The sequence below is a fragment of the Spirillospora sp. NPDC029432 genome (assembly GCF_040703975.1).
Classification (GTDB): Bacteria; Actinomycetota; Actinomycetes; order Streptosporangiales; family Streptosporangiaceae; genus Spirillospora.
The window spans coordinates 126851-151049 of the sequence record NZ_JBEZWH010000008.1 but is presented as its reverse complement, the minus strand read 5'-3'; the positions used below and the strand labels follow the sequence as shown (position 1 = coordinate 151049).

Genomic DNA, 24199 nt, shown 5'->3' with positions numbered 1-24199 from the left:
TCCCCGCCGAACCCCTCACACCCACCCCCGAAAGGCACCTGACCATGACCGTTCGTCTGCGCGCGCCACGCCGCATCGCGGCGCTGGCCTCCATCAGCGCACTGGCCCTCACCCTGACGGCCTGCGGCGGCACCACCAAGGGCTCGGAGTCCGACTCGGGCGGCTCCGCGGGCGGGAACGCGACCGCGAACCCGAACGCGCCGCTGAAGAAGGACCTGAAGATCGCCTTCCTGCCCAAGCAGGTCAACAACCCGTACCTGACGATCCTGGACAACGCCGGGATCGCGGCGGCCAAGGAGTACGGCGGCGAGGCCAAGGAGGTCGGCCCGTCCGACGCCTCCGCCTCCTCGCAGGTCTCCTACATCAACACCCTCGTCCAGCAGCGGCACGACGCGATCCTGATCGCCGCCAACGACGCCAACGCGGTCTGCGGCCCGCTCAAGCAGGCCATGCAGAAGGACATCAAGGTCGTCTCGTACGACTCCGACACCGCCAAGGACTGCCGGGACATCTTCATCAACCAGGCCAGCACCGAGGAGATCGGCCGCAGCCAGGTGAAGATGGTGAGCGACCAGCTCGGCGGCAAGGGCGAGATCGCGATCCTGTCGGCGACCGCCAACGCCACCAACCAGAACGCCTGGATCGAGGTCATGAAGGCGGAGCTGAAGAAGCCGGAGTACGCCGGCCTGAAGCTCGTCGACACCGTGTACGGCGACGACGACGACCAGAAGTCGTTCCAGCAGACCCAGGGCCTGCTGCAGGCGCACCCCGACCTCAAGGGGATCATCTCGCCGACCACCGTCGGCATCGCCGCCGCCGCCCGCTACATCAGCGGCTCCAAGTACAAGGGCAAGGTCGCGCTGACCGGCCTCGGCACCCCGAACCAGATGCGCCAGTTCATCAAGGACGGGACCGTGAAGCAGTTCGCGCTCTGGGACCCCAAGAACCTCGGCTACCTGGCCTCGTACGCCGCCGCCTCGCTGGCCTCCGGCCAGATCACCGGCGCGCAGGGCGAGAAGTTCAAGGCGGGCAAGCTCGGCGAGCGCACGATCGGCGCGAACGGCGAGGTCATCCTCGGCCCGCCGACGGTGTTCGACGCCAAGAACATCGACCAGTACAACTTCTGACCGCTTTGGGCGGATGCCCTGGGGGTCTGGGGGTCCGCCCCCGGAAATGACACTGACCGCTTTGGGCGGATGCCCTGGGGGTCTGGGGGTCCACCCCCAGAAATGACACCGACCCCCCCGCCCCGCCGTGGTCGGCCGCTCCCCGACAGGGCCGGCCACGGCGGGGAGGGCGGCGCCCACCACCAGAGGGAGGACCTCGTGAAGCGCGTCTGCTTCCTGCTGAAAGTCCGGCAGGAGCGCCTGGAGGAGTACCGCGAGCGGCATCAGGCCGTGTGGCCGGAGATGCGGGCCGCCCTCAGCGCGGCCGGCTGGCACAACTACTCGCTCTTCCTGCGCGAGGACGGGCTGCTGGTCGGCTACCTGGAGACCGAGGACTTCGCGGCGGCGCAGGCCGCGATGGCGGAGACCGACGTCAACGCGCGCTGGCAGGCCGAGATGGCGCCCTTCTTCGAGGACCTCGACGGCCGCCCGGACGAGGGCATGCGGCCGCTCGCCGAGGTCTTCCACCTGGACTAGAGGATTCGGAGAGACAACCCGTGAGTGACATCAGCACGGTCAAGGACGCCCTGCGCCGCCAGCACATCGAGACCCCGTCCTGGGCGTACGGCAACTCCGGCACCCGCTTCAAGGTCTTCGCCCAGCAGGGGGTGCCGCGCACCCCGCACGAGAAGATCGACGACGCCGCCCAGGTGCACCGGTTCACCGGCGTCGCCCCCAGCGTCGCGCTGCACATCCCGTGGGACACCGTCGACGACTACGCCGGCCTGGCCGCGTACGCCGAGGACCGCGGGGTGCACGTCGGCGCCATCAACACCAACGTCTTCCAGGACGACGACTACATGCTGGGCAGCGTCACCAACCCGGACCCGAAGATCCGGAAGAAGGCGCTGAACCACCTGCTGGAGTGCGTCGACATCATGGACGCCACCGGCTCGCGCGACCTGAAGCTGTGGTTCTCCGACGGGACGAACTACCCCGGCCAGGACGACATCCGCGCCCGCCAGGACCGGATGGCCGAGGCCCTCGCCGCCGTGTACGAGCGGCTCGGCGACGACCAGCGGTTCCTGCTGGAGTACAAGCTGTTCGAGCCGGCGTTCTACACCACCGACCTGCCGGACTGGGGCACCTCGTACGCGCACTGCCTCAAGCTCGGCCCCAAGGCGCAGGTCGTCGTGGACACCGGCCACCACGCGCCCGGCACCAACATCGAGTTCATTGTGGCGTTCCTGCTGCGCGAGAGGAAGCTCGGCGGGTTCGACTTCAACTCCCGCTTCTACGCCGACGACGACCTGATGGTGGGCGCCGCCGACCCGTTCCAGCTGTTCCGGATCATGCACGAGGTGGTCCGGGGCGGCGGATACGACCCGGAGACGAACGTCGCGTTCATGCTCGACCAGTGCCACAACATCGAGCCCAAGATCCAGGGCCAGATCCGCTCGGTGATGAACGTCCAGGAGGCCACCGCCAAGGCGCTGCTCGTGGACGTCGAGGCGCTGAAGGCGGCGCAGGACTCCGGTGACGTCCTCGGCGCGAACGCGGTGTTCATGGACGCCTACAACACCGATGTCCGCCCGCTGCTGGCCGAGCTGCGCGAGGAGATGGGGCTGCACGCCGACCCGATCGCCGCGTACCGGGCCTCCGGCTACTACGAGAAGGTCGTCGCGGAGCGCAAGGACGGCCAGGCCGCCGGCTGGGGCGCCTGACCCCGCCGCCGCGGCCCTCCGCCCGGCCCCGACCCACGCACGAAGTGATCCACGTGAGGAGAGACCCCATGACCGCCACTCCACCCGAGGTGGAGCAGCTGCTGGAGCGGGCCCACACCCTGGGCTCGGACCCGCGCAACACCAACTACGCGGGCGGCAACGCCTCGGCCAAGGGCACCGTCACCGACCCCGTGACGGCCCGGGACATCGAGCTGATGTGGGTCAAGGGCTCGGGCGGCGACCTCGGCACGCTCACCGAGGCCGGTCTCGCCGTGCTGCGGCTGGACCGGATGCGCGCGCTCGTGGACGTCTACCCGGGCGTCGAGCGCGAGGACGAGATGGTCGCCGCGTTCGACTACTGCCTGCACGGCAAGGGCGGCGCCGCCCCGTCGATCGACACCGCCATGCACGGGCTGGTGGACGCCGCGCACGTCGACCACCTGCACCCCGACTCGGGCATCGCGATCGCGACCGCCGCCGACGGCGAGGAGCTGACCCGCCGGATCTTCGGCGACCGGGTGGCGTGGGTGCCGTGGCGGCGCCCCGGCTTCCAGCTCGGGCTGGACATCGCCGCGATCAAGAAGGACAACCCGCGGGCGATCGGCGTGATCCTCGGCGGGCACGGCATCACCGCCTGGGGCGCCACGTCCGAGGAGTGCCAGGCGAACGCGCTGGACATCATCCGCACCGCCGAGGCGTACATCGCCGAGCACGGCAAGGCCGACCCGTTCGGCGAGGTCGTGTACGCGACGCTGCCCGAGGAGGAGCGGCACGCCCGCGCCGCCGCGCTGTTCCCGCTGGTCCGCGGACTGGCCTCGACCGACCGGCCGCAGGTCGGGCACTTCACCGACAGCCCCGAGGTGCTGGACTTCCTCGCCCGCTCCGAGCACCCGCGGCTGGCCGCGCTGGGCACCTCCTGCCCGGACCACTTCCTGCGCACGAAGGTCGCGCCGCTGGTGCTCGACCTGCCGCCGGACGCGCCCCTGGAGGACGCGGCGGCGCGGCTGCGCGAGCTGCACGCCGCGTACCGCGAGGAGTACGCCGCGTACTACGAGCGCAACGCCGCCGAGAACTCCCCGGCGATGCGCGGCGCCGACCCCGCGATCGTGCTGGTCCCCGGCGTGGGCATGTTCAGCTTCGGCGCCAACAAGCAGACCGCGCGCGTCGCCGGCGAGTTCTACGTCAACGCCATCAACGTGATGCGCGGCGCCGAGGCCCTCTCCACCTACGCCCCCATCCCCGAGTCGGAGAAGTTCCGGATCGAGTACTGGGAGCTGGAGGAGGCCAAGCTCCGCCGGATGCCCGCGCCCAAGCCGCTCGCGACCCGGGTCGCGCTGGTCACCGGCGGCGGTTCCGGCATCGGCGCCGCCACCGCCCGCCGGCTGGCCGCCGAGGGCGCCTGCGTCGTGGTCGCCGACCGCGACCTCGCCGCCGCGGAGAAGGTCGCCGCCGAGATCGGCGCCAGGGCCCTGGCCGAGTCCGACGTCGCGGTCGCCGTGGGCGTGGACGTCACCGACGAGGACCAGATCGCCGCCGCCGTGCGGGCCGCCGTGCTGGCGTTCGGCGGTGTGGACCTGGTCGTCAACAACGCCGGCCTGTCGGTGTCCAAGCCGCTGCTGGAGACCACCGCCGCCGACTGGGACCTCCAGCACGACGTGATGGCGCGCGGCTCGTTCCTGGTGTCCCGGGAGACCGCCCGGGTCATGATCGACCAGGCGATGGGCGGCGACATCGTCTACATCTCGTCCAAGAACGCGGTGTTCGCCGGGCCCAACAACGTCGCGTACGGCGCGACGAAGGCCGACCAGGCGCACCAGGTGCGGCTGCTGGCCGCCGAGCTGGGCGAGCACGGCATCAAGGTCAACGGCATCAACCCCGACGGCGTCGTCCGCGGCTCCGGGATCTTCGCCGGCGGCTGGGGCGCCAAGCGCGCCGCCGTGTACGGCGTCGAGGAGGAGAAGCTCGGCGAGTTCTACGCCCAGCGCACGCTGCTCAAGCGCGAGGTGCTCCCCGAGCACGTCGCCGCCGCCGTTTTCGCCCTCACCGGCGGGGACCTGACCCACACCACCGGGCTGCACGTCCCGGTGGACGCGGGAGTCGCCGCCGCCTTCCTCCGCTAGTCCGCGTCCACCAACCCCGCATCCCTACCCCGCATCCCCAGAACCGGTGGGGGCGGCGCCGGTCACGCAGGAGCCGCGCCGCCCCCGCCCTCCACCCCGGGAGTAGAAATGTCCGCGAACCCAGTGAGAGTCGGGCTGGTCGCCGGTGGGCTGGGCGCCTACTGGCCGCAGTTCCCCGAGCTGCTGCCCCAGCTGAAGCGCTCGGCCGAGCGCGTGTCGGAACGGATGCGCGGCCTGGGTGCCGAGGTCGTCGACGCCGGCTTCGTCTCCGACGCCGAGGAGGGCGCCGAGGCGGCGGAGAAGCTCCGCGCGGCCGGCTGCGACATCATCGTCGGCTTCCTCACCACCTACATGACCGCCACCATGCTGCTGCCGGTCGCCCAGCGGTCCGGCGCGCCGGTGCTGCTGATCAACCTCCAGCCGACCGAGTCGATGGACCACGAGACCTTCGACACCGGCCAGTGGCTGGCCTACTGCGGCGCCTGCCCGCTGCCCGAGATGGCCAACGCGCTCCAGCGGAGCGGCATCCCGTTCCGCTCGGTCTCCGGCTACCTGGAGGACGAGCGCGCCTGGGCGAAGATCGGCCGCTGGGTGCGGGCCGCCGGGGTGCGGGCCGCGCTCCGCACGGGCCGGCACGGCCTGATGGGGCACCTGTACCCGGGCATGCTGGACGTCTCCACCGACCTGACCATGGTCAGCGCCAACTTCGGCGGGCACGTCGAGGTCCTGGAGTTCGACGACCTGCGCGTCCGGGTCGAGAAGGTCACCGACGCCGAGGCCGCGGCCAAGGAGGCCGAGGCCCGCGAGATCTTCGAGCTGGCGGACTCGGTCAACGACGACGACCTGGCCTGGGCGGCGCGCGTGTCGGCCGGGCTGGACCACCTGGTCGAGGACTTCGGGCTCGACAGCCTGGCGTACTACCACCGCGGCCTGGACGGCGAGATCCACGAGCGGCTCGGCGCCGGGATGATCCTCGGCGCCTCGCTGCTCACCGCGCGCGGCATCCCCGCGGCCGGCGAGTACGAGCTGCGCACCTCGCTCGCCATGCTGATCGCCGACCGGCTCGGCGCGGGCGGCTCGTTCACCGAGCTGCAGGCCCTCGACTTCCACCGCGGCCATGTCGAGATGGGCCACGACGGCCCCGCCCACCTGGCCATCAGCGCGCGCAGGCCGCTGCTGCGCGGCCTCGGCGTCTACCACGGCAAGCGCGGGTACGGCGTGTCGGTCGAGTTCGACGTCAAGCACGGGCCGGTCACCGCCTTCGGCATCATCCAGCGGCGCGACGGCAGCTACGCGTTCGTGGCCTCCGAGGGCGAGACCGTCGACGGCCCGCTGCTCCAGATCGGCAACACCACCTCGCGGGTGGACTTCGGCTGCGACCCCGGCGAGTGGGTCGACGCCTGGAGCGCCACCGGCATCTCGCACCACTGGGCGCTCGGCACCGGCCACCGGATCGCCGACCTGAGGGCGCTCGCCGACCTGATGGACGTCGAGCTCGTGGAGGTCCGTCCCTGATCGACGCCGGGCCCCGGCCGGGGCCCGGCCCGACCGAAGTGTGTGATCGGGGGATCCCACCCTAGGAGCCGGCGACCCGGCCCGCGGCCCGTGGCCGCGGGCCCGGCCCGCCGTGCCCGAAACCGGAGGCAGCCAATGCGGCGAACACCGTCCAGACGCTCCGTCTTCCTCGTCCTCCCCGCCGCGCTCACGCTGGCCGTCACCGCCGGCGGCGCCACGCCCGCCGCGGCGGCGCCGGGCGGCGGCGTGCGCGTCACCACGACCACCACCGAGTACGGCGAGCACCCGCTCGGCGTCGACGACCCCAGGCCGCGGCTGAGCTGGAAGCTCGCCTCGTCCGGCCGGAACGAGTCCCAGTCGGCGTACGAGATCCGCGTCGCCACGAGTCCCGCACGGCTCGCCGCGGGGGACGTGTGGAACAGCGGCAAGGTCGCCTCCGGCCAGTCCGTCCTCGTCCCGTACGGCGGGCCCGGACTCAAGGCGCGCACGCGCTACCACTGGACGGTCCGCGTCTGGGACGACGCGGGCCGGCCGTCCGCGTGGAGCGAGCCGTCCTGGTGGGAGACCGGCCTGATGGACGGCGCCACCCTGGGCGGCCGCTGGATCGGGCACGACTCGCCGCTGCCGCTGCCGACCTCGTTCAGCGGCCAGAACGACCCGTCCCAGCTCAAGCAGGGGACCACCCAGGGGCAGACGTTCACCTCCGACAAGCCCGTCAGCGCGGTGTCGATCCCGATGCCGACGTGGAACACCTCCGACGCGGACGTGACCGTCGCCCTCTACAAGGGCGGGCCCGGCGGTGAGCTCCTCGCGCGCAAGCGCGTCGAGGACCACCCCGACAACGCGGAGACGATCCTCGACCTGGAGCGGCCCGCGCCCGCCGGGACGTACTACGTCGAGCAGTCCGAGCCGTCCGGCCAGATCGGCTGGTGGGGCCACACGGGCGGCGGGTACGAGCACGGCCAGGCGTACCGGGACGGCCGGCCGGTGGACGGCGACCGGCGGTTCTCGTTCCAGACCGTGTCCTCCGGCCCGGACGGGCTGACCTCGCAGCTCCGCAAGGACTTCCGCGTCGGCAAGAAGATCGCGCGGGCCCGGCTCTACTCGACCGCGCTCGGGATCTACACCGCCGAGATCAACGGCCGCAGGGTCGGCAACGACGAGCTGGCGCCGGGCTGGACCGACTACAACAAGCGCGTCCAGTACCAGACGTACGACGTCACCGAGATGCTGCGCGAGGGCGGGAACGCGATCGGCGCCACGCTCGCGCCGGGCTGGTACGCCGGGCACATCGCCATCTTCGGGCCCGCCCAGTACGGGCCGCGCCCCTGGCTGCGCGCCCAGCTCCAGATCGACTACACCGACGGGACCTCCGAGAAGATCGTCACCGACCCGAGCTGGCGCAGCGCCACCGGCCCCGTGCGCTCCTCCGACCTGCTGATGGGCGAGGCGTACGACGCCCGCGCGGAGACCCCGGGCTGGAGCCGGCACGGCTACGACGCCGCGGCCTGGAAGCAGGTCATCGTCAACGACGAGGCCAAGCCCCTCCCGGTCGCCCAGCCCGACGCCCCGACGCGGGTCGAGCAGGAGATCAGGGCCGTCAAGATCACCAGCCCGGCGAAGGGCGTGCACATCGTCGACCTCGGCCAGAACATGGTCGGTGCCGTACGGCTGCGCGTCGCCGGGAAGGCCGGCCAGACGGTCACGCTCCGGCACGGCGAGGTCCTCGACAAGGACGGCGGCCTCTACACCGGCAACCTGCGCACCGCCAAGGCCACCGACACCTACACGCTCAAGGGCGGCGGCACGGAGGTCTACGAGCCGCGCCACACCTTCCACGGCTTCCGTTACGTGGAGCTGACCGGCTTCCCCGGCACCCCGGACCTGGACACGATCACCGGCCGGGTCATGCACACCGCCGAGCCGCTCACGATGTCGTTCAAGACGGACGTGAAGATGCTCAACCAGCTCTACAGCAACATCACCTGGGGCCAGCGCGGCAACTTCCTGACCATCCCCACCGACACCCCGGCGCGGGACGAGCGGATGGGCTGGTCCGGCGACATCAACGTCTTCTCCCGTACGGCCACCTACAACATGGACTCGGCCCGCTTCCTGACCAAGTGGATGCAGGACATGCGGGACGCCCAGGGCGCGGACGGGGCGTTCCCGGACGTCGCGCCGAAGGTCGGCTTCATCGGCGGCGGCGCCGCCGGCTGGGGCGACGCGGGCGTCACCGTCCCGTGGAACCTCTACCAGGCGTACGGCGACCGCCGCGTGCTGGAGACCAACTACCCGGCCATGCAGAAGTGGATCACCTACCTGGAGAACAACAGCGACGGGCTGCTGCGGCCCGCCTCCGGGTACGGCGACTGGCTCAACGTGAACGACGAGACGCCCAAGGACGTCATCGGCACCGCGTACTTCGCGTACGCGAGCTCCCTGGTGGCCAAGGTCGCCCGCACCCTGGGGAAGGAGGACGACGCCAAGCGGTACGACGCCCTCGCGGGGCGCGTCGCCGCCGCGTTCACCAAGGCGTACGTCACCCAGGACGGCGCCCGCATCAAGGGCGACACCCAGACCGCCTACGTGCTGGCCCTCTCCGCGGACCTGCTGCCGGAGGCCGCGCGCAAGCCGGCCGCCGACCGCCTCGTCGAGCTGATCAAGGCCCGCGACTGGCACCTGTCCACCGGCTTCCTCGGCACGCCCGAGCTGCTGCCGGTGCTCACCCGGACCGGCCACCACGACGTGGCGTACCGGCTGCTGAACCAGCGGACCTTCCCGTCCTGGGGCTACCAGATCGGCAAGGGCGCGACCACGATGTGGGAGCGCTGGGACTCCATCAAGCCCGACGGGTCCTTCCAGGACGCGGGCATGAACTCCTTCAACCACTACGCGTACGGAGCCGTGGGCGAGTGGATGTACGAGAACATCACCGGCATCAGCGCCGGCGAACCCGGCTACAAGCGCGTCACGATCCGCCCGCGCCCGGGCGGTGACGTGAACCGCGCCGGCGGCCGGTACGAGTCCGTGTACGGCCCCATCGAGACGCGGTGGTCGGTCAAGGGCGGCCGGTTCGACCTGTCGGTGTCCGTGCCGGTCAACACCACCGCCGAGGTCTGGGTCCCCGCCGGCTCCGCCTCGGAGGTGGCGCAGAAGGGCGCGAGGTTCCTGCGCATGCAGGACGGCGCCGCGGTCTTCGGCGTCGGCTCCGGCTCGTACCGCTTCACCACCCGCTGATCCCCGGAGGGAGGGCGCCCCCGCCCGCCCTCCCTCCGCCCCGCCGTCCCGTCACCCCCGCCGAAGAGGAGACCTGTGTCTTCCATGTCCGTCCCCCGCAAGCCCGCCCCCCGCACGCCCTTCGCCCGGCCGCGCCGGGTCCTGCTCGCGTCCGTCACCGCCGCCGCGCTCCTCGCTCCCGTGGCGGCGTTCCCCGGCACGGCGAACGCCGCCGTGTTCGCCGCCGGGCACGCGCCCAAGGCGCCCGTCCACCTCACCGTCGGCGACCGCGCCGAGCCCCTGAACGTGGAGGGGACGCCCATGTTCGGCTGGCGCCCCCGCGACACCGACCCCGGCGAGGTCCAGTCGGCGTACCAGATCGTCGTGAAGGCCGGCGGCCGGAAGGTCTGGGACAGCGGCCGCGTCGCCTCGTCCCGGCAGGAGTACGTGCCGTACGCCGGGCCCGCCCTCGCCCCGGGCACCGCCTACACCTGGACCGTCCGCACCTGGGACCGGACCGGCAAGAAGTCCGGCTGGTCGCGGCCCGCCGCGTTCGAGACCGGCCTGCGCGACCAGGACTGGCAGGCGAGCTGGATCCGCCGCACCACGGCCGAGGCCGACGACTACACCCTCGCCCGCAAGGACATCGCGGTCGGGAGGTCGCGGGTCGTGCGGGCGCGCGTCCACATCGCCGCGAGCCACCAGTACGCCCTGCACATCAACGGCGAGGTCGTCGACCGGGGCGGCACGTTCTCCTACCCCGACGACGGCTTCTACCGGACGGTCGACGTCACCGACAAGCTGCACGAGGGGCGGCAGGCCACCATCGGGGCGCTCTACCACTGGTACGGCTCGGGGCAGGGCCGTCCCAAGGGCGAGCCCGGCCTGCTGATGCGGCTGGTCATCGAGCACGTGGACGGCGAGCGCCAGGTGGTCGTCACCGACGGCACCTGGCGGGTCGCGCGCGCCCACTGGAAGGCGGCGCCGCGCCGCAACGGCGACGGCGGCGACTACGTCGAGCAGATCGACGGCCCGGCCGAGCAGCGCGGCTGGGACCGGCCCGGGTTCGACGCCTCCGGCTGGGCGCCCGCACAGGTCGCCGGCGCCCATCCGACCCCGGTGTTCAAGAAGCTCCAGGCGCAGGAGGCCGGGCTAACGTACACGAACGTACGCCCGAAGAAGGTCACCAGGCTGGCGTCGGGCGCGCTGGTCGCCGACTTCGGCACCGTGATCCCGGCCGTGCCGGTCGTGCGGTTCCGCGACGGGGAGGCCGGCCGGCACGTGGACATGGACGCCGGGTACGTGCTCGCGGCCGACGGGTCGGTGTCACGTTCCAAGAGCGACAACCAGAACACCGACCTGAGCTACGGCTACACCCAGCGCGACGGCGACCAGACGTTCCGGGCGTTCACGTACGAGGGCTTCCGCTACTTCGAGATCGCCCCGGACGCGGGCGTGCGGCCCGAGGACATCGGCGCGGTCGTCCAGCACACCGACGTGGACCTGTCCCGGACCGCCCGGCTGCGCACCTCGGACTCCGGCGTGGACGCCGTGTTCGACCTGATGCGGCGGTCGGCGCTGTACGGCTCGCAGACCCAGTTCATGGACACCCCGACCCGCGAGAAGGGCCAGTTCCTCGGCGACTCGGCCGACGTGTCGCTGGCCACGATGGGCGCGTACGCCGAGCGGCGCCTCAGCCGCCAGGCGATCCGCGAGTTCATGGCCTCGCAGGCGCGCTACTGGACCGACGGCCGGCTCAACGCCGTCTACCCCAACGGCGACGGCAGGCGCGACATCCCGGACTACACCGAGATGTTCCCCGGCTGGGTCTGGTCCTACTACGAGCAGTCCGGCGACGCGGCCACGCTCGCCGAGGCGTACCCGGTGATGGCGAACGTGGCCGGCTACGTGCGCCGCCACATCGACTCCGGCACCGGCCTGGTGACGAACCTGGAGGGCGGCTCCGGCCAGTACCGGTACGGGATCATCGACTGGCCCGCGACCATGCGGTACGGCCACGACATGGACACCGCCGCGCGGACGGTCATCAACGTCCTGGGCGTCGACGTGTTCAACTCCGCCGCCCGCACGGCCGAGGCCCTCGGCAAGAAGGACGAGGCCGCCGCTCTGCGCCGCGAGGCCGTGACGCTCACCGAGGCGATCAACGCCAGGCTGCGGCGGGCGTCCGACGGCGTCTACATCGACGGGCTCAAGGCGGACGGCTCCCAGAGCGCGCACGCCTCCCAGATCGCCAACGCGTACGCGCTCGCGTTCGGCGTGGCGCCCGCCGAGGGCCGGTCGCGCGTGCTCGACCACGTCGCCTCGCTGGGGATGCGGATGGGGCCGTTCACCGCGCACCGGCTCATGGCCGCGCTCGCCGACCGCCCGGACGACTTCGTGACCCGGCTGACCGACCGCGAGGGGCACGGCTGGGGCAACATCCTCGCCCGCGGCGGCACGTTCACGTGGGAGTCCTGGGACGCGCCCGAGACCGGGCAGAGCCACTCCCACCCGTGGGGCGCGACCTCGCTCGCCGAGGTCCAGCGGACGCTCCTCGGCGTCGCCGTGACCGCCCCGGCCGGCTCGGCGATCCGGGTCCGGCCGCCCGCGACCGGCCTGGACCGCGCCGCCGGCACCGTCCCGCTCCAGCGCGGCGACGTGTCCGTCGACTGGCGCCGGCGCGGGGACGCCCTCACCCTCACCGTCGATGTGCCCGTGAACGTGCGCGCCGAGGTGCACGTCCCGGCCCGTTCCGCCGCCGGCGTCCGGGTGAGCGGCCAGGCCCGCTTCCTCGGCATGCGCGACGGCCACGCGGTCTACGAGACCGGCTCCGGCCGCGTCACCTTCCATCAGTCCAGGTAACGACAAGTCACAACAGGAGAACGACGATGAACGACGACCGCGATCGGCAGGGCGGGGTCACCCGCAGGCGGGCGCTCCAGATGGGCACCGCCGCCGGGGCGGGGGCGGTGCTCGCCTCGGCCCTGCCGGGCGGGGGCGCTGCGGTCGCCCACGCGGCCCCGGGCGGCCCGTTCCGGGGGTTCGCCCGGCCGGCCGCGCCCGTACGGCCCCGCTTCCGCTGGTGGTGGCCGGACGGGCAGGTCTCCCCGGCCGAGATCCGGCGGGAGATCGACCAGATCGCCGGCGCCGGCTTCGGCGGCGCCGAGATCGTCGCGGTGCACCACAGCATCCGCGACAAGTCGGTCCTCGACCCCGCCACCCACGGCTGGGGCACCCCCGCCTGGAACGCGGGCGTCGAGGCGGCCCTCGACCAGGCCCGCAGGCGCGGGATCACGGTCGACCTCACCATCGGCCCGGCCTGGCCCGCCGCCGTCCCGTCGATCACGCAGGACGACGAGGCGGCGGTCCAGGAACTGGCGTACGGCGAGGCCCGGATCGCGGGCGGCGCGACGCACGACGGGCCGGTGCCCGAGCCGGTGGTGGCGCCCGAGCACGGGGTTAAGGCCCGCCACTTGGTCGCCGTGCACGCCGTACGGATCGACCCGGCCAACACCACCCGCAAGGAGACCGGCCTCGCCCGGGACTCGTTCACCGACCTCACCGGCCGGGTGAAGGACGGGCGGGTCACGTGGACGGCGCCCGAGGGCGGCGAGTGGGTGCTGCTGTCGTACTGGCGGCGCGGCAGCGGCCAGCTCCCCGAGTCCGGCCCGCACAGCGCGCCGGACTCGGTGGTCGTCGACCACTTCAGCCGCGCCGGCACCGAGGCGGTCACCGACTTCTGGGAGGAGCGGCTGCTCACCCCGAGGATCCGGCGGCTGCTCCGGCAGGCCGGCGGGGCGCTGTTCGAGGACTCGATCGAGCTGGAGACCGACTCCCTCAACTGGACCCCGGACCTGCCCGCCGAGTTCGAGAAGCGCCGCGGCTACCCGCTGTGGCCGTACCTGCCGGTCATCGTCCGCAAGAACGAGAGCACGGTGTTCGCCTACGAGGCGGCCGTGAGCACCCACGTCCGGCACGACTTCTGGCGCACGGTCTCCGACCTGTTCAACGACTGCCACTGGAAGCCGCTGGCCGACTGGGCGCACTCGCTCGGGCTGGAGTACCGGGCGCAGCCGTACGGCCTGGAGACCGACTCGATCATGAGCGCGGCCATCCTCGACATCCCCGAGGGGGAGTCGCTGGGGTTCAAGAACCTCGACGACTACCGGGCGCTGGCCGGCGGCCGCGACGTGGGCGGCCGCAAGGTGCTGTCGTCGGAGGCGGGCGCCTACCAGGGCGGCGCGTACAACACCACCTGGGACAAGTTCCTGCGCACCATGGGCGGCGCCTACGCGGCCGGCCTCAACATGACCGTCCTGCACGGCTTCTCGTACGCGACCGCCCCGGGCGTGGCGTGGCCGGGCTTCGCGGGCTTCACCCCGTACAGCGGCGGCATCGGGTTCTCCGAGTCGTGGGGGCCGCGCCAGCCGACCTGGCGGCACGTCCCGGACGTCGCGGGGTACATGGCGCGCGTCCACCAGGCCATGCAGGCGGGCACGAGCCGCATCGACGCGGCGGTGTACCGGCAGAAGGGCTACTCCAAGACCGGCATCGGCGCGGGCTGGTTCACCGCGAGCGGCGTGCCGCTGGGCTGGACGCACCAGTTCGTCAGCACGCCCGTCCTGGAGCTGGAGAGCGCGACCGTCTCCGGCGGGCGCCTCAACCCGCGCGGCCCCGCCTACAAGGTGCTGTTCGTCGAGGGCGACCGGCACGCAGGCAAGGAGATCACGCTCCCGCTGGAGACCGCGCGGCGGCTGCTGGACTTCACCCGTAAGGGCCTGCCGCTGGTCTTCCTGGGCGACTGGTCGGCCGCCACCGTCCCCGGCATCGCCCGGGAAGGGGAGAACGAGCGGCTCCGCGCGGTCCTCGGCGAGATCTTCGCGCGGCCGAAGGTGCGCGTCGTCGCGACCGAGCCGGAGGTCCCCGGCGCGCTGGAGGCCCTGGGCGTGCGGCCCGACGCGACGTACGAGCGGACCTCGACGCTGCTCAACGCGCGCCGCGTCGAGGGCGGGACCGACTACTACTACCTGGTCAACGGCAAGCACGCCGAGACCGTCAAGCCGCCGGTCGCCGCCATCGACCACGAGGTCACCCTGACCCGCACCGACCGGCGGGCGATCCCGTACCGGCTCGACCCGTGGACGGGCGAGGCGGAGCCGATCGCCCTCTACCGGGCCGACGGGGACAGGGTGACGCTGCGGGTGTCGCTCCTGCCGAGCGAGTCCACGATCATCGCCTTCACCGCCGGGGACGCCCCGCACGCGACCGCGTCCGAGGCGGCCGAGGTGCGCGCGGTGCGCGGGAACCGGCTGGCGATCCGCGACACCGAGGCCGGGACGTACACCGTCACCCTGCCCGGCGGCCGGACGGCCCGCGGCACCATCGGCGCGCTGCCCGCCCCGCTGGAGCCGACGGAGTGGCGCCTCCAGGTCGAGGACTTCCGCCCCGGCGAGAGCGCGGCCGAGACCGTGACCGTCCGCCACGACCTCACCCTCGACGGGCTCAAGCCCTGGCCGCAGATCGCCGAGCTGGCCGACGCCTCCGGCATCGGCCGCTACACCACCACCGTCGACCTCGGCCGCGACGGCTGGCCGGGCGCGTACCTGGAGCTGGGCGAGGTGTTCGACACCTGCCGGGTCACGATCAACGGCCGCCGGCTGCCCGCGGTGGACGTGATCAACCCGGTGGTGGACGCCGGCCCGTACCTGCGGCGCGGCACCAACACGATCGAGATCGAGGTGGCCACCACCCTCAACAACCGCCTGCGGGTCTCCGACCCGGCCGTCTACGGCGGAGCGTCCCGGCAGAACTACGGCCTCATCGGCCCCGTCCGCCTGGTCCCGTACGGCGAGGCGGTGATCAAGACCCGCTGAGCCGGGCCCGCGACGAAAGGCGGAGGGAGGGCGTTGGCCCGCCCTCCCTCCGCGATGAACTCCCCAACCCTGTCCTGATCATGAACCGGAGTGCGAGGAATCCATGCGACACAGCGTAGTCAGGCGTGCCCGAGGCAGGGCCGCCCTGGCCCTGGGCCTGGCGGCGGTCACCGTCCCGCTGGCCGTCACGCCCGTCCCGTCCGCCGCCGCCCAGGAGCGCGGGCCGTCCCGGCCCTGGGAGGCCTACAACCTCTCGCCCGACACCCGTACGGTCCGGCCGGTGGCCGTCCACGCGGTCAAGGGCCAGGTCACCGACCCGGACGCCGTCCTCAAGGGCCGCCGCACCACCCTGAGCGGCGCCGGGGCGTCCCTCACCCTGGACTTCGGCAAGGAGGTCGGCGGCCTGACCACCCTCCGCTTCGCCGGGTCGGACGGGCCCGCGAAGGTCGGCGTCGCCTTCAACGAGTCGTCGGTGTACGCGGGCGAGCCCACCAGCGACGCCTCCACCGGCGGGCCGCGCAGCCGCGACGGCGCCCTGTACGCGCAGGTGGACGGCCGGACCACCTATACCACCCCGGCCGAGCAGCTGCGCGGCGGCTTCCGCTACCTGACGATCTTCCTGGACGCCGCGGGCGAGGTCACGCTGGACGGCGTCTCGCTGCACTTCACCGCCGCCCCCAAGATGAAGGACCCCGACCGCTACGCCAACCACTTCTACTCCAGCGACGCGCTGCTCAACCGGATCTGGTACGCGGGCGCCTACACCGTCCAGCTCAACACCATCGCCCCGGACACCGGCCGCGTCTGGGAACCGCCCGCCGCGCTGTGGAACAACACCGGCAAGGTCGGCGTCGGCGACACCGTCCTGGTGGACGGCGCCAAGCGCGACCGCACCGTGTGGCCGGGCGACCTGGGCATCGAGGTCCCCGCGGCGTACGCGGCGTTCAACGACACCGAGTCGGCCCGCAACGCGCTCACCACCATCTACCAGGCCCAGCGCGACACCGGCGAGCTGCCCTACGCCGGGCCCGAGCTGGACAAGTGGGGCTCGGACACCTACCACCTGTGGACGCTGGCGGCGAGCTGGGACTACTACCAGTACACCGGCGACCGCCGCTGGCTCGACGGGGTCTGGGGCAACTACAAGAAGGCCGTCGACTTCACCCTCGCCAAGATGAGCGACCGGGGCCTGCTGTCGATCACCGGCACGTCCGACGCCGTCCGCATCCTGGCCAAGGGCGAGCACCTGCTCGCCAACGTCCTGCTGTGGCGGGTGCTGGACAAGGGCTCCCATCTGGCCGCCGCCCAGGGCGACAAGACCCTGGCAGCCTCCTACGCCGCCCGCGCGAAGGCCCTGCGGACCGCCGTCGACACCCACATGTGGGACGAGGCCGCGGGGGCGTACAAGTGGTACCCGGACTCGCCGATCCACCCGCAGGACGGCAACAGCCTCGCCGTCTGGTACGGCCTCGCCGACCGCGACAAGGCCCGCCGGATCAGCAAGGACCTGACCGGCAACTGGAACTCCGTCGCCACCACCTCGCCCGAGAACAAGGGCAACCCCGGCGTCTTCGCCGGCTCGATGGAGGTCAACGCCCACTTCGCGGCGGGCGGACCGGCCGCCGACAAGGCGGGCGTGGACATCATCCGGCGCCAGTGGGGCTACATGCTCGACCACCCGCAGGGCACCAAGAGCACGTTCTGGGAGTCGTTCCGCAACCCCGAGGACGGCTGCGTCTTCTGCAGCGCGTACGTCAGCCTCGCGCACGCCTGGGCCACCGGCCCGACCCCGGCGCTGACGTTCTACGTCCTCGGCCTCAACCCGACCGGGACCGGCGGCCGGACGTTCGACTTCGTCCCGCACACCGCCGACCTGTCGTTCGCGCAGGGCCGCATCACCACCACGCGGGGCCCGGTCGACGCCTCCTGGAAGGTGGCGAAGAACGGCGCGTACAGCGCCCGCCTGACCGCGCCGCGCGGCACCGAGGGGCGCGCGGGCGTCCCCACGTTCGGCAAGAAGATCAAGGTGTACGTCGGCGGCCGGATGGTCTGGGACGGCACCAGGGCGCGCGGCCACAAGGTCCACAGCGACGGCGAGTACGTCTACGTCGACGGCCTGCGCGGCCGCGTCTCCATCACCAGCGCGCCGGCGGGCGGCCGGTGAGCGCCGGAGTGAGCCGCCGTGCCTTCATGGGCACGGCGGGCGCTTCCGCGACCGCGCTGGGCATCGGCCTGCCCGCCGCGGCGGGAACGGCCGGGGCCGAGACGGTGAAGGCCGGCGAGGCGAGGCTGTCGCCGTTCCCGCTGTCGGACGTCCGGCTGCTGGACGGCCCGTTCCGCGACAACATGGTGCGGACCTGCGCGTACCTGAAGTTCATCGACGCCGACCGGCTGCTGCACACGTTCCGGCTGAACGTGGGGCTGCCCTCGTCCGCCGAGCCGTGCGGCGGCTGGGAGGCGCCCGACGTGCTGCTGCGCGGGCACACCACCGGCCACCTGCTGACGGCGCTCGCGCAGGCGCATGCCAACACCGGCGACGACGCCTACGCCGCCAAGGGCCGCCACCTGGTGGCGGAGCTGGCGAAGTGCCAGGCCGCCGCGCCCGCCGCCGGGTTCACCGCGGGCTACCTGTCGGCGTTCGGTGAGGAGACGTTCGACCAGCTGGAGGCCGGCGCCAAGCCGTGGGCGCCGTACTACACGATCCACAAGATCATGGCGGGCCTGCTCGACCAGTACCGGCTGAGCGGGAACCGGCAGGCGCTCCAGGTCGTGACCGGCATGGCAGGCTGGGCCGGCGCCCGTACGGCCAAGCTGCCGCGCGAGAGGATGCAGGCGCTGCTGCGGGTCGAGTTCGGCGGCATGAACGACGTGCTCGCCGAGCTGTACCAGGTCACCGGGGACCCCGAGCACCTGGCCACCGCCCGCCGCTTCGACCACGACGAGCTGTACGTCCCCCTCGCCGAGCGCCGCGACGCGCTGGACGGCCAGCACGCCAACACCCAGATCCCCAAGGTCGTCGGCGCCGTCCGCGAGTACGAGGCGACGGGGGAGCGGCGCTACCGCGACATCGCGGCGTTCTTCTGGAAGACGGTCGTCCGCGACCACACCTACGTGATCGGCGGCAACAGCAACCAGGAGTTCTTCGGCCCGCCCGGCGAGCTGGTCAGCCGGCTCAGCGAGGACACCTGCGAGAACTGCAACTCGTACAACATGCTCAAGCTCTCGCGGCTGCTGTTCCTGCACGACGCCGGCTCGCCCGGCTCGGCGGAGTACATGGACTACTACGAGTGGACCCTGCTCAACCAGATGCTCGGCGAGCAGGACCCGGACTCGGCCCACGGGTACGTCACGTACTACACCGGCCTGTTCCCCGGCTCGCGGCGGCAGCCGAAGGGCGGGCTCGGGGCGGCGCCCGGCAGCTACAGCTCCGACTACGACAACTTCTCGTGCGACCACGGCACCGGGCTGGAGACGCATACCAAGTTCGCCGACAGCGTCTACTTCCGGTCGCGCGAGGCCCTCTACGTCAACCTGTTCATCCCGTCCGAGGTCGCCTGGAACGAGAAGGGCGTCCGGCTCCGCCAGGAGACCCGCTACCCGTACGCCGGATCCACCCGGCTGACGGTGGTCCAGGGCGGCGGGCGGTTCGCGCTCAAGATCCGGATCCCCGGCTGGCTGGACGCGCGCGGGCGGCGCGCGAAGATCACCGTGAACGGGGCGGCCGTCCCGGGCGCGGGCCGGCCCGGGACGTACGCCACCGTCGAGCGCCGCTGGCGGCGCGGCGACGTCGTCGAGGTCGCGATGCCGATGGAGACGGTCTGGCGCAAGGCCCCCGACAACCCGCACGTCCAGGCCGCCAGCCACGGCCCGGTCGTGCTCGCGGGCGCGTACGGGGAGCGGGAGCTGAACACGTTCCCGGCCATCGACCCGCGCTCGCTGCGCCCGGTGCGGGGCGAACCCCTGCACTTCAGGGCGCGCGCGGACGGCACCGAGATCCGGCTGTCGCCGTTCCACGAGATCCACCACCAGCGCTACAACGTCTACTGGGCGACCCCGGCGCCGCGGCACCGGCCCGGCCTGGTGGCGCACTACCCCCTGGATGAGGGGCGCGGCACGTCCGCCGCCGACCGCACCGGGCGGTGGCCGGACGCCGCGCTCGCCGGCTCCGCGTCCTGGAGCGGGGGCGAGCTGGCGCTGGACGGCGCGGGCGGGCACATCGCCCTGCCGAAGGGGCTGATCACCGGGCTGGAGGCGCTGACCGTCGCCGTCCGGGTGCGGCTCGACTCGCTCGTGAACAACATCCGGATCTTCGACCTGGGCTTCAACCGGCAGACGTACTTCTTCGTCACGCCGCGGACCGGCGCGGGCCGGGCGCGGTTCGCGATGAAGATCGGCGGGATGGAGGGCGAGGACCTCGCCGACGCCGCCGCCGCGCTGCCGACCGGTGCCTGGACGCACGTGGCGGTGACGGTCGGCGGAGGTTCCGCGGTCCTGTACGTGAACGGCGCCGAGGCCGGCCGCAAGGACGGCCTGGTGATGAGCCCGCTCGTCCTGGGCGCGACCTCGCGGAACTTCCTGGGCCGCTCCCAGGACGCCCGGCACCCGTTCCTGCACGGCCGGCTCGCCGACTTCCGGATCTACAACCACGCGCTCGGTGCCGCCGAGATCGCCGACCTGGCCCGCTGACCTTCATCTCTTGGAGTCTCTCTTGCGCATGCCCTTGCGCGGCCTCGCAGCGGCCGCACTCACCGCGGCGCTGCCACTGGCCGCACTCCCCGCACTCTCCGTACCCGCGCACGCCGATCCCGGCCGCGGCGGCGCGACCGGCCTCCGCGCCGCCGACCTCCGGCAGGCGCTCGGCATCGACGACACCACCCCCGCGCTGACCTGGCGGCTCGGCACGACCGGCCGGAACGCGGCGCAGACCGCGTACCGGATCCAGGCCGCCACCAGCGAGAGCCGGCTGCGCGGCGGCCGTGCCGACCTGTGGGACACCGGGAAGGTCGGGTCCGCCGCGCAGCGCGTCGACTACGCCGGCGAGAAGGTCGGCAGCCGCACCCGCGTGTACTGGCGGGTCCAGGTGTGGACCGGCGGCCGCGCCTCCGGCTGGTCGTCGCCCGCCTGGTTCGAGACCGGGCTGACCGCGAAGGACGACTGGTCGGGCGGCTGGATCGGGCACCGGGACTGGCAGGTCAAGGACAAGAAGCCCGAACCCATCGTGGTGAGGCTGCCCAAGACGACCGCCCGGTACGTCCGGATCGACGTGACCGAGCTCGGCCTGCCCAAGGTCGAGAACCTGCCGGACGAGACCTGGCGGCTCCAGCTCGCCGAGCTGGAGGTCCGCGACTCCGCCGACCCCGGCACCAACCTCGCCGCCGGGACGACGGTCACGCCGTCCGACACCGGCGGCAACGTCAACCGGGTGTGGGCGCCGCGGTACCTCACCGACGGCACGCAGACCACCAATCAGGGCTTCGCGGGCTGGTCAAGCTCCGCGTACGGCAAGGCCGACGTCGCCGACAAGCCGATCGTGCTGACGGTCGATCTGAAGGCGGCCAAGAGCTTCGACCAGGTGCTGCTCTACCCGCGCACCGACCAGGGGATCAAGGGCGGCAAGGTGCCGTACGCGCCGTCCGACTTCACCGTCGGCACGGCCGACGCCGCCGAGGGGCCGTATACGGAGCGGGCGCGGATCCAGGACCAGGAGCCGCCGAAGTCGCCCGTCCCCGAGGCGCTGCCGATGTTCGCCAAGGACTTCGCGCTGCCGCGCGGGGTGCGCTCGGCCCGGCTGTACGTCTCCGGCCTCGGCGTGTACGAGGCGCGCCTGAACGGGCGCCGCATCGGGGACGCCGAGCTGGAGCCCGCGAACACGGGCTACGCCAAGCGCGTCACGTACGCGACGTACGACGTCACCCGGATGCTGAAGCCGGGCGGCAACACCATCGGCGTGGAGCTGGGCAACGGCGCCGCCAACGTGATCTCGACCCCGGACCGCTACCGCAAGTTCGCCGGGACGATCAGCGACCCCAAGCTGATCGCGCAGCTGGAGGTGACGCTCGCCGATGGCAAGGTCCAGCGGGTCGCGACCGACGGCAGCTGGCGGACCGCGCTCGGGCCGGTGACGTTCTCCAACTGGTACGGCGGCGAGGACCACGACGCCCGCCGCGAGCGGCCCGGCTGGGACCGGCCCGGCGCGTCCCGCGCGGGCTGGGACGCTGCCGTCCCGGTGGCGGGGCCCGGCCCCGACACCGCGCTGAGCGGCCGGTCCGCCGAGCCGGTCCGGGTGATCGAGGAACTGCCCGGCAAGAAGATCGGGTCGGGCGACGGGTACCAGGTCTTCGACATCGGCCGCAACATCGCCGGCCGCCCCGAGATCACCATCGACGCCCCGGCGGGCACCACCGTGCGGATGGTCATGGCCGAGAGCCTGCGCGACGGCCGCCCGTACCAGTCGATCAGCAACGTCGGCGCGCCGATCTGGGACGAGTACACGACCCGGAGCGGCCGCGCCGAGACCTGGCATCCGCGCTTCACCTACCACGGGTTCCGCTACCTGGAGGTGCGCGGGCTGCCCGAGGGCGCGTCGGTGAAGGTGAACGGCCAGGTGCTGCACACCGACAACCGGTCGGCGGGGTCGTTCACCTCGTCCAACGGGCTCATCAACGGGATCCACGGCCTGATCCGCCGCGCGATCGAGGGCAACATGATGAGCGTCTTCACCGACTGCCCCAGCCGCGAGAAGCTCGGCTGGCTGGAGCAGATCCACCTGGTCGGCGAGCCGCTCCACGCCAACTACGACGTGCACGCGCACCTGCGCAAGGTCGTCCAGGACATGGCGGACGCCCAGACCGAGACGGGGCTGGTGCCGTCGACCGTTCCCGACTACACCGTCCTGTCCGGCTCGTACCGGGACGACTCCAACTGGGGCGGCGCGTTCGTCGTCGTGCCGTGGCAGCTCTACCGCGCGTACGGCGACACCGAGACGATGCGCACGCACTACGCGGCGATGAAGCGGTACGCGGCGCACCTGGAGACCCGGGTCAGCGGCGGGCTGACCGACTACAGCCTCGGCGACTGGATCACCCCGGACAAGACGTTCCCGAAGACGGTCTCGGCCACCTACGGCTGGTGGCGGGTCAACGAGACCCTCGCCAAGATCGCCGGCACGCTGGGGCAGGCCGGGGACGCCGCGAAGTACAAGGCCGCCGCCGACCTCAGCGTCAAGGCGCTGACCGACAAGTACTACAACGCCGAGACCGGCACGTTCGCCAACGGCGGCCACGGCGCCGAGGCCCTCGCGCTCGACATGGGCGCGGTCCCGGCCGACCAGAAGAAGCGGCTGCTCGACCACCTGGTCTCCAGCATCGAGCAGGCCGGCTGGCACCTGCTGCTCGGCGAGATCTCGCTGCCCTCGGCGTTCCGCGTGCTGTCGGAGAACGGCCGCGACGACGTGGTCTACAAGATCGCCACGCGGACCGACAGCCCGAGCTACGGCTACCAGGTCGTGCACGGCAACACGGCGCTGGGCGAGTTCTGGGACGGCACCAGCGGCCAGTCGCAGAACCACTTCATGCTCGGCACGATCGACGACTGGTTCACCTCCCGGCTCGCCGGGATCGACCAGGCGCCGGACTCGACCGGCTTCCGCAAGCTGCTGATCAGGCCGTCCGTCGTCGGCGACCTCACCTCCGCGTCCGGCACCCGCATGACGCCGTACGGCGAGGTCCGCACGTCCTGGAAGAAGACGGGGGACAAGGGGAACAGGGTCGAGCTGACCGTGACCGTGCCCGCGGGCAGCACCGCCGAGGTGCACGTGCCGGGCGGCGCGACCCGTACCGTCGGTTCGGGCACCTGGACGTTCACCTCCTGACCGGCACGCCGGCCGACCCGCCCGGGCGGGGCGTCCTTGCACGCCCCGCCCGGCCTCGGCCAAGATCGAACGCATGGAGTCCCGGCAGAACATGACCTTCGACGGCGGGCACGGCTACCTGGCCACCCCGCCGTCCGGCAGCGGTCCCGGCCTCATCGTCATCCAGGAGTGGTGGGGGCTGACCGACCACATCGCGGACGTCACCGACCGCTTCGCGCGGGCGGGGTTCGTGGCGCTGGCGCCGGACCTGTTCGGCGGCCGGGTCGCCCACGATCCGGCCGAGGCGGCCAAGATGGCCGGCGAGCTGCCCGCCGCCAAGGGCGTGGAGCTGCTGTCCGGCGCGGTGGACCACCTGCTCGCGCGCGACGACGTCACCGGCGACCGCGTCGGCGCGGTCGGCTTCTGCATGGGCGGCGGCTTCGTGCTGCTCCTCGCCGCCAGGGAGGGGGAGAGGATCGGCGCCGCCGTCCCGTTCTACGGCGTCGTCCCGGGCCCGCTGCCCGACTTCCGCGGCCTCAAGGCCAAGGTCCTGGGGCACTTCGGCGACCGGGACGCGTCCGTCCCGGCGGAGGCCCGCGCCGAGCTGGCGGCCGCCATCGAGCGCGGCGCCGGCATCACCCCGGAGTTCCACGTCTACCCGGCCGACCACGCGTTCTTCAACGACCAGCGCCCGGTCTACGACGCCCACTCCGCGGCGCTCGCCTGGGAGCGCACGCTGGAGTTCCTCCGCGCCGAACTCGGCTAGCCGCTCAGGCGGGTGGGATCTCAGGCG

At 72.7% G+C, this 24199-nt stretch carries 12 protein-coding genes; all 12 read left to right on the top strand.

Annotated elements, in window-relative coordinates:
• Positions 1–44 precede the first annotated feature (44 nt).
• Positions 45–1127: a rhamnose ABC transporter substrate-binding protein gene (gene rhaS, locus AB0881_RS09075; protein WP_366615543.1), complete on the top strand. Its 1083-nt coding sequence runs from the start codon at positions 45–47 to the stop codon at positions 1125–1127.
• Positions 1128–1325: 198 nt separating this feature from the next.
• A complete protein-coding gene (locus AB0881_RS09070) occupies positions 1326–1643 on the top strand; it encodes an L-rhamnose mutarotase (RefSeq protein WP_366615541.1) in 318 nt (105 codons plus the stop codon).
• 29 nt (positions 1644–1672) lie between these two features.
• Positions 1673–2830: an L-rhamnose isomerase gene (rhaI, locus tag AB0881_RS09065; RefSeq protein WP_366615655.1), complete on the top strand. Its 1158-nt coding sequence runs from the start codon at positions 1673–1675 to the stop codon at positions 2828–2830.
• 68 nt (positions 2831–2898) lie between these two features.
• Entirely contained in the window at positions 2899–4950 is a 2052-nt protein-coding gene (locus AB0881_RS09060) for a bifunctional aldolase/short-chain dehydrogenase (protein ID WP_366615539.1), read from the top strand.
• A 108-nt stretch (positions 4951–5058) separates the two neighbouring features.
• A complete protein-coding gene (locus tag AB0881_RS09055; RefSeq protein WP_366615537.1) occupies positions 5059–6465 on the top strand; it encodes an L-fucose/L-arabinose isomerase family protein in 1407 nt (468 codons plus the stop codon).
• A 135-nt stretch (positions 6466–6600) separates the two neighbouring features.
• Complete coding sequence (locus AB0881_RS09050; RefSeq protein WP_366615535.1) at positions 6601–9705, top strand: glycoside hydrolase family 78 protein; 3105 nt, start codon at positions 6601–6603, stop codon at positions 9703–9705.
• An 84-nt stretch (positions 9706–9789) separates the two neighbouring features.
• Positions 9790–12546, top strand: coding sequence for a family 78 glycoside hydrolase catalytic domain (locus tag AB0881_RS09045; RefSeq protein ID WP_366615654.1), 2757 nt, complete (start codon positions 9790–9792; stop codon positions 12544–12546).
• 26 nt (positions 12547–12572) lie between these two features.
• Positions 12573–15557 carry a glycosyl hydrolase gene (locus tag AB0881_RS09040; RefSeq protein WP_366615533.1) on the top strand — a complete coding sequence of 995 codons (2985 nt, stop codon included), beginning with the start codon at positions 12573–12575 and terminating at the stop codon, positions 15555–15557.
• Positions 15558–15660: 103 nt separating this feature from the next.
• Positions 15661–17721 (top strand): alpha-L-rhamnosidase C-terminal domain-containing protein, encoded by a 2061-nt coding sequence (locus tag AB0881_RS09035; protein WP_366615531.1) that lies wholly within the window; start codon positions 15661–15663, stop codon positions 17719–17721.
• Positions 17722–17729: 8 nt separating this feature from the next.
• Positions 17730–20243 (top strand): beta-L-arabinofuranosidase domain-containing protein, encoded by a 2514-nt coding sequence (locus AB0881_RS09030; protein WP_366615529.1) that lies wholly within the window; start codon positions 17730–17732, stop codon positions 20241–20243.
• Positions 20244–20271: 28 nt separating this feature from the next.
• Complete coding sequence (locus tag AB0881_RS09025) at positions 20272–23427, top strand: family 78 glycoside hydrolase catalytic domain (protein ID WP_366615652.1); 3156 nt, start codon at positions 20272–20274, stop codon at positions 23425–23427.
• Positions 23428–23500: 73 nt separating this feature from the next.
• A complete protein-coding gene (locus AB0881_RS09020) occupies positions 23501–24172 on the top strand; it encodes a dienelactone hydrolase family protein (RefSeq protein ID WP_366615528.1) in 672 nt (223 codons plus the stop codon).
• Positions 24173–24199 lie beyond the last annotated feature (27 nt).